Genomic DNA, 16284 nt, shown 5'->3' with positions numbered 1-16284 from the left:
CGCCGGTGCGGTAGTCGCCCGGTGTCAACGCGTCCGCACCGGCGTTGTGTCCCGCGCACAGCGCTCGGACGAAGAGGGGCGAGGCTCTTGACCGTCACCGATCAGCGCGAGCCCGTCGCCGGGATCCTGCGTGCCATGGCCGCCGACGCGGACGTGCGCGGGGAACTCGTGCACGCCGCGCGGGCGCACTCCCCCGACGTGGCCCGGCTCGGCGAGCACGACACCCGCCGGCACGTCACCGCCATGGTCCGCGCCGCCGGAGGATGGCTCGGCACCCTCGACCGGGTGGACGAGCAGGACTTCGGCGCCGCGCTGGGGCTGGGCGCCGACCGGGCGGCCCAGGGCGTCCCCATGACCTCCGTGCTGCGCGGCGTGCAGGCGGGGCTGACCCGCGCGGTGGAGATCACCGTCGACCGCAGCCGCTCGGCCGGCGTGCCCGACCGGATGCTGCTGACGGCGGTCCTGCGGCTGAAGGAGTACGGCGACGCGGTCGAGCGCCACGTCATCAACGGCTACCGCGCGGCGGAGCGCGACGTGCCGGCGCCCGGCGGGGGCGCGGCCCGGGCACGGTTGCTGCGGCAGGTGCTGGTGAACGGCGTGCTGCCCGCCCCGCGGGACCTGGCCGGGGCGGGGCTACGGCCGGACGGCGCCTACCACTGCCTCGTCGCGGACACCCATGACCCCGGAGCCCTGCGGCTGCCGGGGCGCGGGATCGCCGCGGTGGTGGAGGGGCGGCTCGTGGGTCTGCTGCCGTGCCGCCCGCAGGACGCGGTCGCGGGTACGGGTACGGTCGCGGGCGGCGTGCCGCCGCTCGCCGTGGTCTCCCCCGCCGTTCCGCTGGCCGGGGCGGGTGCGGCCTACCACCTCTGCCTGCGGGCACTGCGCGTCGGCGCGCGCGGCGGGCGCCACGGCCTGCTCGATCTCACCGACCTCGCGGGCGAGACCGCCCTGGCGGAGCAGCCGGTGCTGGGCGCCTACCTGAGCGGCCGGCTGCTCGGGGCCCTCGACCCGGCGGACGACTTCCACCGGCAACTCGCCCTCACCGCGCTGGCGTTCCTCGACCACGGCCGACGGCTGGACCAAGCCGCGGCAGCACTGTTCACCCACCCCAACACCGTCCGCTACCGGCTCGCGCGGCTGCGGCAGATCACGGGCGGCTCCCCGGCGGATCCCGCCTCCGCGGGCAGCCCCGGCCCGATGGCCGCGCTGCACTGGTGGTGGGCCCTGTCGACGTGGCTGCGGCCCGACGCGGAGCCGCCGTTCAGGCCGCCGTCGTAGGGGTGCCGCGGCGGCGCCGCCGGTCGAGCAGCGTCCGGACGGCGTACTCGCCGACGAGGATGCCCAGCAGGCCGACGAGGGAGATCCACGGCGGGGCCGGCGAGTGGACGCCCATCAGCCAGTAGAGGACACCCGCGAGGAATCCCACCGCGAAGGACACGGCGCCGCTCCTGGCCAGGGCCCTCATGCGAAGGAGTCCAGCAGCCCGTAGCCGATCAGCATCCCGGCCAGGCCGACCAGGCAGACCAGCGGCGGTGCGGGCGTCCTGACACGCAGGAGCCCGTACATGACACCCACGGCCAGACCCGCGCCGAGGGAGACGGCGTACTCCACGCAGGACCTCGTTCCCGTGCGTACGACATGGGCGTTTCATCCCTTTGTAGCAGCACGTGCGGCGGCTTCCGCGTCCCGACTCGGAAGACCGGCGACAGCACGGCGGCGGCGCGAGGACATCCCTCGCGCCGCCGCCGGATGCTGCCGGGGCCCGGCGTCAGGCCGCGGCGGCGGCCGTGGAGCTGAGGCGCTCGATGACCTCGGTCAGGCCGGCGACCACCTCGGCGTCGTCGATGGGGTGGGTGTCCGCGAAGCGGACGACCGAGCCGGGAATGGAGAGCTTGACGTCCTCCAGCACCGCGGCGCCGGCGATGCGGGCCGCCTTGCGGGCCTCGTCCTGAGCCCACACGCCGCCGTACTGGCCGTAGGAGGTGCCCACGACCGCGACCGCCTTGCCGGTCAGCGCGCCCTGGCCGTACGGACGGGACAGCCAGTCGATCGCGTTCTTCAGCACCGCCGGGATGGTGCCGTTGTACTCGGGCGAGAAGAGCAGGAGGGCGTCGACCTCGGCGGCGGCGGCGCGCAGACGGGCCGCCGCCTCCGGCAGCGTCCCCTCGACGTCGATGTCCTCGTTGTAGAACGGGATCTCGGCCAGGCCCTCGTAGAGCTCGATCTCGACACCGGCCGGGGCGTGCTTGACGGCGACCTCGGCGAGCTGACGGTTGTGGGAGCCGGCGCGGAGGCTGCCGACGAGCGCGAGGATGCGGACGGACATGTGGGGTACTCCCGGGTAGCAGTGGGGTAAGCGGACCGTGGTCCGTTTCTCCTTTCTAGCATCTAAGCGGACCGCGGTCCACTTCCATTCCCCCGCTACGCTATGGCCATGACCGAGCCGCCCCCGGCCGCCCGCACCGCATTCCTCGCCGCCGCGGACATCGCGCTGACCGCGGCGGGCGATCAGCCCCCGCTGCGGGCCGACGCCGCGCGCAACCGGCAGCGCCTGCTCGACGTGGCCGCCGAGCTCTCCGCCGAGCACGGAACCGCCAACGTGACGATGGAGGCGGTCGCCGCCGCGGCGGGGGTCGGCAAGGGGACGGTCTTCCGGCGGTTCGGCGACCGCGCGGGGCTGATGGTGGCGCTCCTGGACCACCACGAGCAGCAGATCCAGGCGGCCTTCCTCATGGGCCCCCCGCCGCTGGGACCGGACGCACCGCCCATGGACCGCCTGCGGGCGTTCGGGCCCGCGGTGATCCACCACGAGCACACGTTCCGCGACCTCTACACGGCGGTCGCGGCGCATCCGGGCCGCCGCTTCAACCCCTCGTACCACATCAAGCACACCCATATCAGCCTGTTGCTGCGGCAGTCGGGAGCGCCGGGCGATGTCGAACTCGTCGCGCACACGCTGCTCGGCTACCTCAACACCACGCTCGACGACTATCTGATCAGCAGGCGCGGGATGTCCCTGGAGCGCTTGAGCGCGGGCTGGCACGAGCTCGTCGCGCGCCTGAGCGGCGGCAAGTAGACCGATGGCGCGACGGACCGGGCGGGCCGGGGTGACGGAGCCATGGCCCGGGGCGGGGAAACCGGGGACGGGGAAACCCGGGGCGGGAAGGCCCCGCGCCGCCGCGCGGGCCGCGGCGCGGATGCTGGTCAATCTCGCCCTCGGGGTGCCGGCCGCTGTGCCGCTGTACTGCGCCTGGTGGCTGCTGACCGAGTACCTGCCGATGGACTGCCGCAGTATCTCCGACGCCACCGCGCCCGGCTTCTCGGGTACTTGCGACTACCACACGCTCGACCATGCCGGCCCCGTGATGTTCCTGCTCGTGCTCTCCGGACTCTTCGCCGCGGCCCTGGTCCTCCTGGTCGACGTGGTCCGCCCGCACTCCCGGGGCCGCCCGGCGCGCCCCTGGGTCGCCGCGGGGCTTCTGGTACCGGTCCCGTTCCTCGCGCTCCTGCTGGCCGCCCACAGGTGACGTGATCCCGACAGCCGTCGCAAAGACGCCGCTGGTCAACCCGTCGTTCCCGCTTCGTTGGAACGTTCAAGTCGCTAGCATGCGGCGGACATCGGACGGATCTAGCGTGAAGGACCCATGTGAGACCGCTCTTTCGGGGCCGTTCGGGCCTGCAGATGATCGCGGGCGCCGCGGGCGTCGCGGCCGTGCTGGCGGCGATCCCGCCGGCATCGGCCAGTGACCACGCCACCGCTTCCACCCCCACCCCCACCCCCACGCACCGGATCGCGACCGCGACCGCGATCGTCAAGGAAGACTCCGGCGGCTCCCCTTCACGGACCGTCACCCTCCTCACCGGCGACCGGGTCACCCTCACCCCCGGCGGCTCCGGCCCGGCCGCCCTCACCGTGGAGGGCCCGGACGGCGGTCGCGCCGACGCCCGCATCACCACGCGGGGCGGCGACACCTACGTCTACCCCGCCGCGGCCGAGCGCTACGTGGCCGCCGGGCTCCTCGACACGGACCTGTTCAACGTCACCCGGCTGATAGCCGACGGCTACGACGACGCCCGCTCGCAGGGGCTGCCCGTCATCCTCACCTACGCTTCCGACGCCCGTCGCAGGCTCGCGGTCCCCTCGCTCCCCGAGGGCGCCACCGGCGCGCGGGCGCTGACCAGCATCGGCGGCACGGCCGTCACCGAGAGGCACGACCGCGCCGCGGACTTCTGGGCCGACCTCACACGGCAGGCGCCGGCGCGGTCGGCCGCCAGGACGGCCACGACCGGCGGGACCGCCCGGGCCGCGGCGGCCGGCACGGCGCTGACCGGCGACGTCCGCAAGGTCTGGCTGGACGGCAAGGTCGAGGCCGACCTCGCGGACAGCGTCGCGCAGATCGGCGCCCCCGAGGTGTGGGCGGACGGCGACACCGGGCAGGGCGTGGACGTGGCCGTCCTCGACACCGGTTACGACACCGGCCACCCCGACCTCGACGGCGTGGTCACCTCGTCCCGCAGCTTCGTCCCCGGCGAGGACGTCACCGACCACCACGGCCACGGCACCCACGTGGCCTCGACCATCGCCGGCAACGGCGCGGCCTCCGGGGGCAAGGAGAAGGGCGTCGCCCCCGGCGTGCGGCTGCACGTGGGCAAGGTCCTCAACAACGCGGGCAGCGGAACCGACTCCTGGATCATCAGCGGCATGGAGTGGGCCGCCCGCGACGCCAAGGCGCGCGTGGTCAGCCTGAGCCTCGGCAGCGACCGGCCGTCCGACGGCACCGACCCCATGAGTCAGGCCGTGAACGAACTCAGCGCCGAGACAGGGGCATTGTTCACCATCGCGGCGGGCAACGCCGGACCCGGCGAGGCCACCGTCGCCGCTCCTGGCGCGGCGGACGCGGCCCTGACGGTCGGCGCCGTGGACCCCGCCGACACCGTCGCCGACTTCTCCAGTCGCGGTCCCCGCTTCCGGGACGACGCGCTCAAGCCCGAGGTCACCGCCCCCGGTGTGGACATCCTGGCCGCCCGCTCGCAGTACGCGACCTTCGGATCCGGCCCGTACGCCACGCTGAGCGGCACCTCCATGGCCACCCCGCACGTGGCGGGCGTCGCCGCCCTCGTCGCCGCGCGGCACCCGGACTGGTCCGGCGCCACAATCAAGAACGCCCTGGTCAGCACCGCCGAACCGACGCCCGCCACCCCCGCGGACGCGGGCGGCAACGGCCGGGTCGACGCGGTCGCGGCCACCGGGAGCGCCCTGGTGGCCACCGGAGTCGCCGACGCGGGCATCCACTCCCTCGGCGGGGCGCCCGGCGAGACCGCGACCCGCACGGTCGAGTGGACCAACCCCGGCGACTCGCCGGTCACCCTCACGGCACGCGTCGACGCGCCGGACGCCCCGGAGGGCCTGTTCGTTCTGACGGATCGCCGACTCACGGTGCCCGCGCACGGAACGGCCTCCACCACCGTGACCACCGTGCTGGACCGCGCCCCGGCCGGCGGCCGGTGGACCGGCCATGTCGAGGCGACCGTGGACGGCGAGGTCGTCACGCGCACCCTGCTCGCCGTCAGCACCCGCGAGGAGATGCACCACCTGCGGGTCCACGTCACCGACCGCGCCGGCGACCCCGTCTCGGACCTCGTGATGTACCAGCGCAAGGGCGACGAGTACGCCCAGGCCGCCTACAGCGGCCTCGACGGCACGCTCGACGCGGTCGTGCCGTCCGGCACGTACACGGTGTGGACCTGGATCGCCGTCCGCGGAACGCACGGCGAGTCGTCGTTCGGCCGCGCCCTGATGGCCAGGACCGGCGTCGAGATGCGCGGCGCCGACACCGATGCGGCGCTCGACGGCACGAAGCTGCGCAGGACCGAGGTCGTCACCCCGCGGACCTCCACCGACAGCGACATCCGGATGGACTTCAGCCAGTCCTTCAAGGACGGCACCCCCGCCGTCACCGACACGGTGACCGTCGGCGACGGCTTCGACAGCGTGTGGGCGCTGCCCGTCGCCAAGCCGGCCGGCGGCGACCTGGCGTACACCGTCCGCTGGCGGATGCAGCAGCCGCTGCTGGCCCTCACCTCCGGTTCGCAGGAGTTCGACGACCTGTGGCTGCAGCCCGGCTCCGGCCGGCCCGCGGAGGGCACCCGCACCCTGCCGGCCGTGTTCGCGGGCGGCGGCACGGCCGCGGAGTACGCGGCCGCCGGCGCCAAGGGCAAGGTCGCCGTGGTCCGGTACGCGCAACCGGCGGACGATGACGACGACGATGACGAGCGCTCCGCGACGACCGACGCGACCGACGACCAGTACACCGCCGCGCAGAAGGCGGGCGTCGCCCTGCTGGTGGTGGTGAACGACCTGGGCGGCCGGCTGCGCGAGCCGGTGCGCCGCACCGACCTCGTCATCGCCGGCATCTCGCACACCGAGGGCGAGACCCTGATCGGCCGCATCCAGGACAGCCGTTCGGGCTCCGTGCCGATGCGGGTCGCCGGGCACGCCGAGACGGACTACCTGTACGACCTGGTGCACACCTGGCACGGCGGCATCCCGGCGACCCAGCGCTACGCGCCCGCCGAGCACCGCCTCGCCCGGGTCGACGTCGGCTTCCGGGCCGAACCCGGCACGGAGGTCGACGAGTTCCGCTACGACATCCAGCCGTACCTGGGGGTGAAGGTGGGCGGTCAGCGGCTGTCGACCGCCGGGGCGGAGCGCACAGACTGGGTCACCCCGGCCGGCGAGGCCACCTGGATGGAGGAGGCCTCCAACGGCATCCGGTCCATCCAGTTCTCCGGGCAGGTCGGCTACCCGGCCGGCCGCACCACGGACGTCCAGTGGTTCGGTCCCGTCGAGCACCCGCGGATCAACGAGAGCCAGCAGCTGCCGCAGCGCAGCGGCGACTGGCTGGAGGTGACCGTGCCGGGCTGGGGCGACGGCGGCCCCGGCCACGTGGGCGTGGCGGGCCCGGGCACCACGTCCGAGGTCAACGCGCTGTACCGGGACGGCACCCTGGTCACCCGCACGGACGGCCCCTGGCTGGGCACCGACGTACCGGGCGGCTCGGCCCGCTACCGCCTGGTGACCTCCACCGAACGGACGGAGGGCTACCCGTACTCGACGGCCACCCGCACCGAGTGGGCCTTCTCCTCGGCCACCCCGCACGGGGACGCCGCGCAGACGCTCCCGCTGCTGCAGCTCGACTACGGGATCGCGACGCGGGCGGACGGCACGGCGCGCCGTGACGCCGAACTCGTCGTCACGCCGTCGCAGTTGCCGGGTGTGTCCCGCGCGCCGCTGCGCACGGACTCCGTCGAGGTCTCCTACGACGACGGACGCACCTGGCGGCGGACCGCGCAGCGGGCCGCCGGATCCGGTGCCGCCCGTGTCCGGCTCGACGGCCCGCGCGGCGCCGCGTTCCTGTCCCTGCGGGTCAGGGCCTCGGACACGCGAGGGAACACCGTGACGCAGACGGTCGTCCGGGCCACCGGGCTCGGCTGACCACCTGCCGTTCGCCAGGAGGTGCCGGTCCCCGCCCCGGGGGCCGGCACCTCCGGCGTCGCGGGCGCGTCCGGCCGCGCGTCAGGTGCCGAGCACCCGATCGCCGAGCACGGGGAGCAGTTGCAGCTTCTCGTAGCTCTCCGCCCCGGGCGTCGCGGTGCAGACCAGGAGCGACTGGGCCTGGTCGGCGTCGTACAGCACCTGGCACTGCAGTTCCAGCAGCCCCAGTTCCGGGTGGACAATGCGTTCGACCTCGCCGCAGCGCACACCGATCTCGTGTGCCTGCCACAGCCCGTGGAACTCCGGGCTCTTCGCGATCAGCGCCTCGACGACGGCGCCGGCCTGCGAGTCCGTGCCGTGCCGGGAGCAGACCGCGCGCTGGTCCGCGACGAAGCGGCGGCTCAGCCCGGAGCGGTCGTCCTCGTGGTAGGACGGCCTGCCGGCGGGGTCGGTGAACCAGCGGTAGCCGAAGCTGCGCCGATGAAGCATCACGGCTCCAGGGAGCGCCGCCCCTCCCCTGTCTCCCCGCCGCACGCCCGCCCGGTATACACCACACGTATAACCGGCATGTATAGTCGCCGCCGTGACCGCGCTCACCGCCCTTCGTTCCCGTCCCGCCCTCGCCGCCCCGCCGATGTGCGCCCTCTTCGGACTGGCGCTCGGTGCCGCGACGTACCTGCTCCACGGGGTGTCGCCGGTGTTCGAGCGGGCGACGAACTCCTCGTCGTCCTGGATCGTGTGGACGGCCCTGGCCGGCGCGCTCATCGGGCGGGTGCGGACAGCGGCCGCGTGCGGGGCGCTGATGATGATCACGACGTGCGTGGGGTACTACGTGACGTCGTCCCTGAGCGGGACGTTCGGGACCGGGGGCATTCCCACGGCGCTGGTATGGGCGGCGGCGGGGGTCGTCGGAGGGCCTCTGGTCGGTGCGGCGGGGTGGGCCGTACGGCGGGAGAAGGGCATGCGGCGGCACCTGGGGGTCGCGCTGATCGGCGCGGTGGTGGCGGGCGAAGGGCTCTATCTGGGTCTGGAGTTGCGTTATTGGGGCGAGGCGGCCGCGTTCCTCGGGCTCGGGACCGTCCTGACGGCGGCACTCACCCGCTACCGGGCCCGGGAGACCGGGCCGCGCCCGTGGCTGCCGCTGATGCTGATGCCGGTGGCCGCGGCGGCGTACTTCGGCCTGGAGGCCGGCGTCCTCAACGCGCTGCTGGGCTGAGCACCGCCGCGTCCGTGCGAGGGCGGGCACGTTCCGCGCGGGCCGTCGCGGGTCGGCACGCGTGTCGCGCGCCGCGCTCCGACCGACGGCTGCCACCGCTGCGCACGGCGGCGCGTCCGCGGGACGCGGCCCTCATCGGGGCCGCGCCGGCGGGCGCGGCAGCCCCACGCTCAGCCGGCGGTTGAGGCCTCCAGCAGCGCGCGCACCTCCTCCGCGCCGGTCTCCCGCAGGTCCTCCCCGACGAGCACCCACCGGGTGGTGCCGATGGCCTCCAGGAACGGCAGATCGTGGCCGGCGACCACCAGCGCGCCTTCGAAGCCGGCCAGCGCGCTGGTCAGCTGCCGCACACTGGCCGCGTCCAGATTGTTGGTGGGCTCGTCCAGCATGAGCAACTGCGGGGCGGGCGCCGCGAGCATCGCCGCGGCCAGCGCGGCACGGAAGCGCTCGCCCCCGGAGAGCGTGCCCGCGGGCCGGTCGGCGCGGGCGCCCCGGAACAGGAAGTGCGCGAGCCGGGCCCGGATCTCGTTCTCCCCGGCGCCGGGAGCGGCGCGGGCCACGTTCGCCGCCACGCCGAGCCCGTCGTCCAGCACGTCCAGTCGCTGCGGCAGGAAGCGCGCGGGGACGAAGGTCCTGGCCTCGCCGGACAGCGGCGCCAGTTCCCCCGCGAGGGTGCGCAGCAGCGTCGTCTTGCCTGCGCCGTTGCGGCCGACGAGTGCGACGCGTTCGGGGCCGTGCACATGGAGGTCGGCCGCGCGCAGCCTGCCGTGGGCGGGGCGCAGCCCGCGCAGCTCCAGGACGGTACGGCCCGCGGGCACGGCGGTGCCCGGCAGGCTCACGCGGATCTCCGCGTCGTCCCGCACGGCCTCCGCCGCCTCCTCGCGGCGGTCGCGCGCCTCTCGCAGCCGTTCCTCGTGCAGGCCGCGCAGGGCGGCGCCGGACTCCTGGGCGGACCGCTTGCGTTCGCCGGCGACGATGCGCGGGGCCCGTCGCTGCGCGTCCATCTTCCTGGTGTGCCGCTGCCGGCGGGCGACCTTGATCTGTGTCTCCTCCAGCTCGCGCTTCTGGCGCCTGACGTCGGCCTCCGCGACGCGCAGCATCCGCCCGGCGGCTTCCTGCTGTCCGGCCACGGCCTCCTCGTACGCGGACCAGCCGCCGCCGTACCAGGCCACCGAGCCGGAGCGCAGTTCGGCGACGCGGTCGACGTGTTCGAGGAGTTCGCGGTCGTGGCTGACGACGACCAGCACGCCCGAGCGCCACGAGCCCACGGCCTCCTGGAGCCGGCGGCGGGCGAACAGGTCGAGGTTGTTCGTCGGTTCGTCGAGAAGCAGGACGTCGGGACGGTCCAGCAGCAGCGCGGCCAGCCGCAGCATGACCGTCTCACCGCCGGACAACTCGCCCACGGTGCGGTCGAGTTCCACGTCGCCCAGGCCGAGCGAGCCGAGGGTGGCCATGGCGCGCTCCTCGACGTCCCAGTCGTCGCCGATCGTCTCGAAGTGGTGCTCGGCGACGTCGCCGGACTCGATCGCGCGCAGCGCGGCCCGCCGTCCGTCGATGCCGAGCGCCTGGTCGACCCGCAGGGTCGTCTCCAGGGTGAGGTTCTGCGGCAGGTATCCGACGCGGCCGCCGGCCGTCACCGATCCCCCGGTGGGGCGCAGTCGGCCGGCGAGCAGGCGCAGCAGGGTGGACTTGCCCGTGCCGTTGGCGCCGACCAGGCCCGTCCTGCCGGGGCCCGCGGTCAGGGAGATGCCGTCGAGGACGGGGGTGCCGTCCGGCCAATGGAAGGACAGCGCGGAACAGGTCAGCGAGGGGCCGGGGGTGCCGGGGAGTCCGGAACGTGACATGGGGTTCTCGCAGTCGCGGTCGCGGTGGGTGAGGGGCTTGGTGTGCGAGCACCGCGCGGCCGTGGGGCGAGAAGGGGGAGCCGTGTCCCCGGAGAGTGAGGGACGGCTCTGGCGCCGAGGTCGCGGAGGGGCGCGGGTCACGGGCGGCGGGAACGCCGGCGGGGTGACGGATGTACGGCCGGGGGCCGTACCGCGCGATGATCGCGGACCTCAGACGAGCAACGTCCACCTCTATCGGAGACGACAGGACCTGTGCACTGTACCTCAGGTGCCCGCGCGGTGGCCCCGGCCGCCGTCGGGGCCACCGCCCACGCACGGGCGGGCGGGGGTCCGGGCCGGCCGGGCAGCGCGGCCGGGGTCTGTCCGGTCAGAGCCCACGGGCCCGGAGGTCCAGGACCATCGTGTCCGAGCCTCCGTTGCGCCCGACCCGGGTGAAGCCGAGGGAGGTGTAGAGGAGTACGGCCGGGTTGCCGTCCTCGACGCTCAGGCTGAGCCGGGCGACCGGAGCCGGCTGCTCGGCAGCTGCCCGGACCAGCGCCTCCATGAGCGCCCTGCCGTGCCCGCGGCCACGGTGTCCGGGCAGCACGCCGAGGGTCAGCTCGGGGACGTCCGGGGCGACGAAGCCGTACCCGGGCTCGTCCTCGGGCAGGCATCGCGCCCAGGCCACGCCGACCGGTTCCCCGCTGCCGGTCTCCGCGACGACCCCGAAGTCGCTCCCGCGGGGCCACCCCGCGAGGTAGCGCGCGGCGTGCGGGTCGGCGACGAGCTGCTCAGCCGTGAACCGGTGATCACCGTTCCAGTTGTACGCCTCCAGCAGTACGCGCCGGAGCAGGTCGGTGTCGCGAGCGATGGCCGTACGGACAGGCATTCGGCGGCCTTCGGGTCGGGAGGGATGCGGCGCCGGGGCGACCGGCCGGACGGGACCTGCGCCCCGTCCCGCATCGCTCCCCCGGTCCGCCACGGGCGGAGAGCGATGCGGGGTGGGGCTCTTCCCGGCGGAGCTGAGGGGGGAGGGGGCGACGGCAGGGCCTCCCGGGCCTAGCCCACGGCCTCGACGGGGGCGCCCTCGTAGGCGGAGCGGGCCGTGCTCAGCAGGGCGCGCCAGGAGGTGACGGTGGGTCGGCGGCGCAGGAGGGCGCGGCGCTCGCGTTCGGTCATGCCGCCCCAGATGCCGAATTCGATGCGGTTGTCCAGTGCGTCGGCGAGGCATTCGGTACGGACCGGGCAGCCGGCGCACAGGGCCTTGACCCTGTTCTGCGCGGAACCCTGTACGAACAGCTCGTCCGGGTCGGACACGCGGCACACGGCCTGGGCGCCCCAGTTCTCCACCCACGCCTGCCCTGCCACACCACGCTTCATCCGTGCCTCTCTTCCGCTCAATCCCCGCGGTTGACGTCGCTCTCTGATACGGGTTCCCTCGCGGAAGCGTTCAACTCCGGTCATGCATCGCCAATAGATTTCATCAATTGTCGCGGCCACGGCATGACATGAGGGCACATCACGCCCCGGAACACGCGGGCGGACGCGCGCGGGTCCCGGCCGCCAGGGCGGCCGGGACCCGGGGACGAGCGGTGCAGGTCAGGAGGCGGAGGGGGCGAAGTCCGTGGACAGGGCCACCTCGCGCCAGGCGTCGATGTCCCGCGCCACCTCGGCGAGTTTGTTCTCGACGTCGCTGACGCTGGCCTTGCCCAGCGGCACGCGGGCCGGCATCCGCTCCGCCGCGACGACGGTGATGATGGCCGCGGCCGCCTTCACCGGGTCGCCGTCCTGGGCGTGGTTGCTGTCGTCGGCCCAGGCGCGCATGCCGCCCGAGCTCGCCTCGTAGTCGTCGATGACCCGCTCGGTGCGGTGCAGCGAGGAGGAGTCGAGGAAGTCGGTGCGGAACGGGCCCGGTTCGATGGAGGTCGCCTGGATGCCGAGCGGAGCGAGCTCCAGCCGCAGCGCCTCGGTGACCGCCTCGACGGAGAACTTGGTCGCGCAGTACAAGCCCCAGCCCGCCCAGCCCACGAATCCGCCGACCGAGCTCAGGTTGACGATGCGCCCGGAACGCTGCGCCCGCATGACCGGCAGCACGGCCCGGGTCACCGTCAGCAGGCCGAAGACATTGGTGTCGAAGACCGCCCGCGCCTCGGCGTCGCTGGTCTCCTCCACGGCGCCCAGCAGGCCCCGGCCCGCGTTGTTGACCAGGACGTCGATGGCCCCGAACCGCTCGACGGCCGCGTCGACGGCTGCCGTCGCCTGCCGCTCGTCGTCGACGTCCAGCGGGACGGCCAGGACACGGTCGCCGTGCCCGGCCAGGGTGCCGCGCAGCGGGCGCGGGTCCCGGGCCGTGGCCACGACGTTGTGACCCTGCTCCAGGGCCTGTCGTGCGATCTCCAGACCGAAACCGCGGGACGCGCCGGTGATGAACCACGTGGTCATGGTGGTGTGCTCCTCATGGACAGGGATCGGCTGGTGCGTCGATCGATGTCCAGCGTGCTGCCGCCGCGAGGAGCGGACCAGAGAAGCCTCGACCGTAGGAGACGCCTGCCTGGGACCGGCGGTACCAGGCAGGAGTGCTCCGTCCGGCCGCCGGCCGCCGGCGTCACCGCCGCGCGGCCTCCGGGGCCGAGGAGGACCACGTGGCCAGGAAGCGCAGCGCCTCGTAGGACGGCGTGTCCGGCTGCGCCGAGTAGACGAAGACCGTCCGGTCGGGCTCGTCCCCCAGCACCAGGCTCTGGAAGTCCAGCGTCATGGCACCCGCGACCGGGTGCCGGAAGCTCTTGGTGCCGACCGCCCGCGTCCGCACCCGGTGGTCCGACCACCAGCGGCGGAAGTCGGCATCGGCGGTGGACAACTCCTCCACGAGTGCGAGCAGTCGCGGGTCCCCGGGGTCGTGCGCCATGCCCATGCGCAGATACCCCACGCACTCGCGCGCCACGTGCCGCCAGTCCGTGTAGAGCTGCCGGAAGTGCGGGTCCAGGAACGCCAGCCGTACGAGATTGCGCTCCTCCTCCGGGAGGGCGCCGAAATCGGTCCCCAGCAGGGCCGCGCCGAGCGCGTTCCACGCCAGTACGTCCAGCCGGGGCCCCAGCAGCATCGCGGGGAAGGCCCAGCCGTCGAGCAGGGTCCGGGTCTGCGGCCGGACGGCGGACGTCGTGGGATGCGGCGCCGGCGCGTGCGACGCCGCACCCGCCTCGGCGATCCGCAGCAGGTAGTCCCGCTCGTCGGGCCGCAGTCGCAGGGCCCGGGCCAGCGACTCCAGCACCGCCGTCGACACGTTCGCCGTACGGCCCTGCTCCAGACGCACCACGTAGTCGACGCTGACGTTCGCCAATTGCGCCAGTTCCTCGCGCCGCAGCCCCGGCACCCTGCGGTGGCGCCCGTCGTCGGGCAGACCCGCCTCGACGGGATGCACCCGCGCACGGCAGGCCCGCAGGAAGTCGCCCAGTGTCGGGTTCGAGGCATTGCGCTGGCTCATACCTCGATTATCGACGCTCGCCCGCGCTGCGGAGGGGCGCGGCCTGGTCCGGATCGGGCGACCAGCAGTGGAGCAGCGCCTCGTCGGCGCCGAGGGCGGCGAACGCGGCGGCGTGGCCGGTGAACGCACAGGAGGCGCTGATACCCGCCCGCCCGGGCGTGGGCGGTCCAGGCACGCTCGACGGCCCCGGAAGGGCCGGCCCATCGACCGCGGGGGCGGTGGCCGCGCCGATGAAGCCGCCACCCCGGCGGGCGACGCGTTCGGTCACGGCCGGGGCGAAGCCGCCGAAGAGCACATCAGGACCGCCGGGTGCGGCCGGTGCGGGTCGCCCGCCCGGGTGCGGCGCGGCGGCGCCTCCCGCGGGTCGTCACCGACGGCGAGGCGGTCGTCCTCGCGACCGCCGGCCCCGGTGTCCGCTTGGCGAGGAGCGCGGTGGCGTGCGGCGGCACGATCGGCCCTTCGGCCCGGAGCCGGGTCCGGACCGTCACACCGGTCGGCGCGGCGAGGGCGGCCAGCGGTTCGGGATTGCCGTGCACCGGGCGGTCCAGCAGACCCGGGGTGCGGGGCAGGGAACCCGCACCCGTGGTGCGTTCGTACTCCCGCTCCGCGGCGTCGTTCCGGCGGGCACGTGCTCGACGTGGCCCGACCGCATCCCGGCGGGCCCGGGCCGGCCGACGGGATGTCCCCCTGGCGGGCCGGCGTGGCACCGTCAGGAACGGGCCTCCTTCCACGGTGCGCTGTTCTCGAAGTACGTGTCGTAGAGCTCCTGGACGTCCAGCAGGGACTCCGGCGGCTGCTTGCCGTAGGCGATGCGCTCCAAGTGGCGGAAGTACTCGAAGCGTTCGACGCCCGGGGTGATGACGATGAGGATGTCGGCGCTGTGGCCGGGGGCGGCGGCGAAGGCGTGGGCGAGACCGGGCGGGACGATGACGAGGTCACCGCGCTCGGCGGTCACGACCTGCTCGCCGGACAGCAGTTGGGCGGTGCCGTCGAGCAGGTAGAACAGCTCGGCGGAGTTGGCGTGGTGGTGCGGCTTGGCCCCGTCGGCGCCGTCGGTGAGCGTGACGCGCTGGGTGGACAGCGCGCCGCCGGTGGCGCTGCTGTCGGCCAGCAGCCGGATGGTCGTGGGGGCGCGGCCGACGACCTCGGCATCGGCGGTACGGACGACCACGGACTCGGTGAAACCGGGAACGATCAGGGACACGGCCGGATCCTTTCGGCTGGGGTGAGCGACGGTGGTCAGACGGCGAAGAGCAGGGCGGCGCTGATCAGTACGACCACGGCGGTCGCGAAGTGGATCCCGAACGCCACGGCCTTGGTGCCGCCGTTGCGGAGGACTATCAGGGTGTCGCCGAGCGGCAGCAGAGCGACGACCAGCATGTACCAGGCCTCCGCCTCCGCGCCCACGAAGGCCAGAAGTGCCAGGCCGAGCAGGCCGTACGCGCCGTCGCGCAGGCCCTTGACCGTCAGGTAGGCGGCGTCGCCGTCCTCCTTGGCCGGGACGCCGTAGCCGGCGGCCGCCGCGCGGGGCGCGAAGAGGAAGCGGGCCCCGATGAAGAGCACGAAGAGGTTGAGCACGACGGCGAGCGAGTAAGCGATGGTGCTGAGCATGTCATCCCCCAGTGGCTAGCAACGCTAGGAACAAGAATGACGCTAGCAGAGCATCGATCTGAATTCTAGCGCTGCTAGAATTCAGCTATGACGATCCGGACGCGCCGCGAGCGCGAACGTGCCGAGCGGGAGGCGCTGATCATCACAGCCGCCCGCGAACTCGCCGAGGCCGAGGGCTGGGACGCGGTGACGACCCGGCGGCTCGCCGAGCGCGTCGAGTACAGCCAGCCGGTCCTGTACAGCCACTTCAAGGGCAAGGACGCCATCATGGCGGCCGTGGCGGTGGAGGGATTCGCCGATCTGGCCGAGGAGTTGCGGGCGGCCCGGGCGGCGGCGCCGGATGCCCGCGGCGCGCTCGCCGGCGTGAGCGCCGCCTACACCGGCTTCGCCGAGCGGCGCCCGGCGCTGTACGACGCGATGTTCGGCCAGAGCGTGGACCTGCCGTTCGCCACGCCGCAGGCTCCGGCCGCCCTGCACGCCTCCTTCGGCGAACTCGCCGAGGCCGTCCGTCCGCACGCCGGGGACGACGACCTCGGCCTGCTGACGGAGATGTTCTGGGCCGCGCTGCACGGCCTGGTGACCCTCACCCGGGGCGGCCGCCTGCCCCCGGGGCGCCACGCCGACCGCCTCGCGTTCCTCCTGGCCCGGTTCACGAACTGAC

At 74.2% G+C, this 16284-nt stretch carries 19 protein-coding genes; 6 read left to right on the top strand and 13 right to left on the bottom strand.

The features are described from left to right. Positions 1-87: 87 nt before the first annotated feature. Positions 88-1278 carry a PucR family transcriptional regulator gene (locus ACIP98_RS12610; RefSeq protein ID WP_401975463.1) on the top strand — a complete coding sequence of 397 codons (1191 nt, stop codon included), beginning with the start codon at positions 88-90 and terminating at the stop codon, positions 1276-1278. Here the strand turns inward: ACIP98_RS12610 and ACIP98_RS12605 are convergent. From ACIP98_RS12605 to ACIP98_RS12595, 3 genes are all read right to left on the bottom strand, one after another. Then, positions 1262-1438: a DUF1427 family protein gene (locus ACIP98_RS12605; protein ID WP_401975460.1), complete on the bottom strand. Its 177-nt coding sequence runs from the start codon at positions 1436-1438 to the stop codon at positions 1262-1264. The genes ACIP98_RS12610 and ACIP98_RS12605 overlap by 17 nt on opposite strands. A 23-nt stretch (positions 1439-1461) precedes the next feature. Continuing rightward, a complete protein-coding gene (locus tag ACIP98_RS12600; RefSeq protein ID WP_319659552.1) occupies positions 1462-1611 on the bottom strand; it encodes a DUF1427 family protein in 150 nt (49 codons plus the stop codon). A gap of 157 nt (positions 1612-1768) precedes the next feature. Continuing rightward, the gene (locus tag ACIP98_RS12595; RefSeq protein WP_319659553.1) at positions 1769-2326 is read right to left on the bottom strand and encodes an NAD(P)H-dependent oxidoreductase; all 558 of its coding nucleotides are present in this window, start codon (positions 2324-2326) and stop codon (positions 1769-1771) included. A gap of 108 nt (positions 2327-2434) precedes the next feature. On the opposite strand from ACIP98_RS12595, the gene ACIP98_RS12590 reads away from it, so the two are divergent. The 3 genes from ACIP98_RS12590 (at position 2435) to ACIP98_RS12580 (ending at position 7495) form a co-directional block, all read left to right on the top strand. Next, on the top strand, positions 2435-3076 hold the full coding sequence (locus ACIP98_RS12590) for a TetR/AcrR family transcriptional regulator (RefSeq protein ID WP_319659554.1): 642 nt from the start codon (positions 2435-2437) through the stop codon (positions 3074-3076). Between the two features lie 121 nt (positions 3077-3197). Next, positions 3198-3527: a hypothetical protein gene (locus ACIP98_RS12585; protein WP_319659555.1), complete on the top strand. Its 330-nt coding sequence runs from the start codon at positions 3198-3200 to the stop codon at positions 3525-3527. A gap of 119 nt (positions 3528-3646) precedes the next feature. Further along, positions 3647-7495 carry a S8 family serine peptidase gene (locus ACIP98_RS12580; RefSeq protein ID WP_401975456.1) on the top strand — a complete coding sequence of 1283 codons (3849 nt, stop codon included), beginning with the start codon at positions 3647-3649 and terminating at the stop codon, positions 7493-7495. A gap of 81 nt (positions 7496-7576) precedes the next feature. Here ACIP98_RS12580 and ACIP98_RS12575 read toward each other — a convergent pair whose 3' ends face one another. Next, the gene (locus tag ACIP98_RS12575; RefSeq protein ID WP_319659557.1) at positions 7577-7984 is read right to left on the bottom strand and encodes a hypothetical protein; all 408 of its coding nucleotides are present in this window, start codon (positions 7982-7984) and stop codon (positions 7577-7579) included. Positions 7985-8078: 94 nt separating this feature from the next. Between ACIP98_RS12575 and ACIP98_RS12570 the strand changes: the two genes are divergently transcribed. After that, positions 8079-8711: a DUF6518 family protein gene (locus ACIP98_RS12570; RefSeq protein ID WP_401975454.1), complete on the top strand. Its 633-nt coding sequence runs from the start codon at positions 8079-8081 to the stop codon at positions 8709-8711. Positions 8712-8881: 170 nt separating this feature from the next. Here the strand turns inward: ACIP98_RS12570 and ACIP98_RS12565 are convergent, their stop codons facing one another. From ACIP98_RS12565 to ACIP98_RS12525, 9 genes are all read right to left on the bottom strand, one after another. Next, on the bottom strand, positions 8882-10552 hold the full coding sequence (locus ACIP98_RS12565; RefSeq protein WP_401975451.1) for an ABC-F family ATP-binding cassette domain-containing protein: 1671 nt from the start codon (positions 10550-10552) through the stop codon (positions 8882-8884). 367 nt (positions 10553-10919) lie between these two features. Next, the gene (locus ACIP98_RS12560) at positions 10920-11420 is read right to left on the bottom strand and encodes a GNAT family N-acetyltransferase (RefSeq protein ID WP_401975448.1); all 501 of its coding nucleotides are present in this window, start codon (positions 11418-11420) and stop codon (positions 10920-10922) included. 170 nt (positions 11421-11590) lie between these two features. Continuing rightward, the gene (locus ACIP98_RS12555; RefSeq protein WP_319659561.1) at positions 11591-11911 is read right to left on the bottom strand and encodes a WhiB family transcriptional regulator; all 321 of its coding nucleotides are present in this window, start codon (positions 11909-11911) and stop codon (positions 11591-11593) included. A 219-nt stretch (positions 11912-12130) separates the two neighbouring features. Continuing rightward, complete coding sequence (locus tag ACIP98_RS12550) at positions 12131-12973, bottom strand: oxidoreductase (RefSeq protein WP_401975445.1); 843 nt, start codon at positions 12971-12973, stop codon at positions 12131-12133. A 163-nt stretch (positions 12974-13136) separates the two neighbouring features. Continuing rightward, positions 13137-14012 carry a helix-turn-helix domain-containing protein gene (locus ACIP98_RS12545; protein ID WP_401975443.1) on the bottom strand — a complete coding sequence of 292 codons (876 nt, stop codon included), beginning with the start codon at positions 14010-14012 and terminating at the stop codon, positions 13137-13139. A gap of 7 nt (positions 14013-14019) precedes the next feature. Continuing rightward, positions 14020-14280, bottom strand: coding sequence for a hypothetical protein (locus ACIP98_RS12540; RefSeq protein ID WP_401975440.1), 261 nt, complete (start codon positions 14278-14280; stop codon positions 14020-14022). Positions 14281-14308: 28 nt separating this feature from the next. After that, positions 14309-14548 carry a hypothetical protein gene (locus ACIP98_RS12535; protein WP_401975438.1) on the bottom strand — a complete coding sequence of 80 codons (240 nt, stop codon included), beginning with the start codon at positions 14546-14548 and terminating at the stop codon, positions 14309-14311. Between the two features lie 173 nt (positions 14549-14721). Then, positions 14722-15216, bottom strand: coding sequence for a cupin domain-containing protein (locus ACIP98_RS12530; protein ID WP_319659566.1), 495 nt, complete (start codon positions 15214-15216; stop codon positions 14722-14724). 35 nt (positions 15217-15251) lie between these two features. Continuing rightward, a complete protein-coding gene (locus ACIP98_RS12525; RefSeq protein WP_319659567.1) occupies positions 15252-15623 on the bottom strand; it encodes a DUF4267 domain-containing protein in 372 nt (123 codons plus the stop codon). Between the two features lie 87 nt (positions 15624-15710). On the opposite strand from ACIP98_RS12525, the gene ACIP98_RS12520 reads away from it, so the two are divergent. Then, positions 15711-16283: a TetR/AcrR family transcriptional regulator gene (locus ACIP98_RS12520; RefSeq protein ID WP_401975436.1), complete on the top strand. Its 573-nt coding sequence runs from the start codon at positions 15711-15713 to the stop codon at positions 16281-16283. The last annotated feature ends 1 nt before the right edge of the window (position 16284 follow it).

Origin of the sequence: Streptomyces sp. NPDC088354 (assembly GCF_044753585.1) — a bacterium.
Lineage (GTDB): Bacteria > Actinomycetota > Actinomycetes > Streptomycetales > Streptomycetaceae > Actinacidiphila.
Note: the sequence above shows the minus strand (reverse complement) of the source record. Positions and strands in the feature narration are given on the sequence as shown.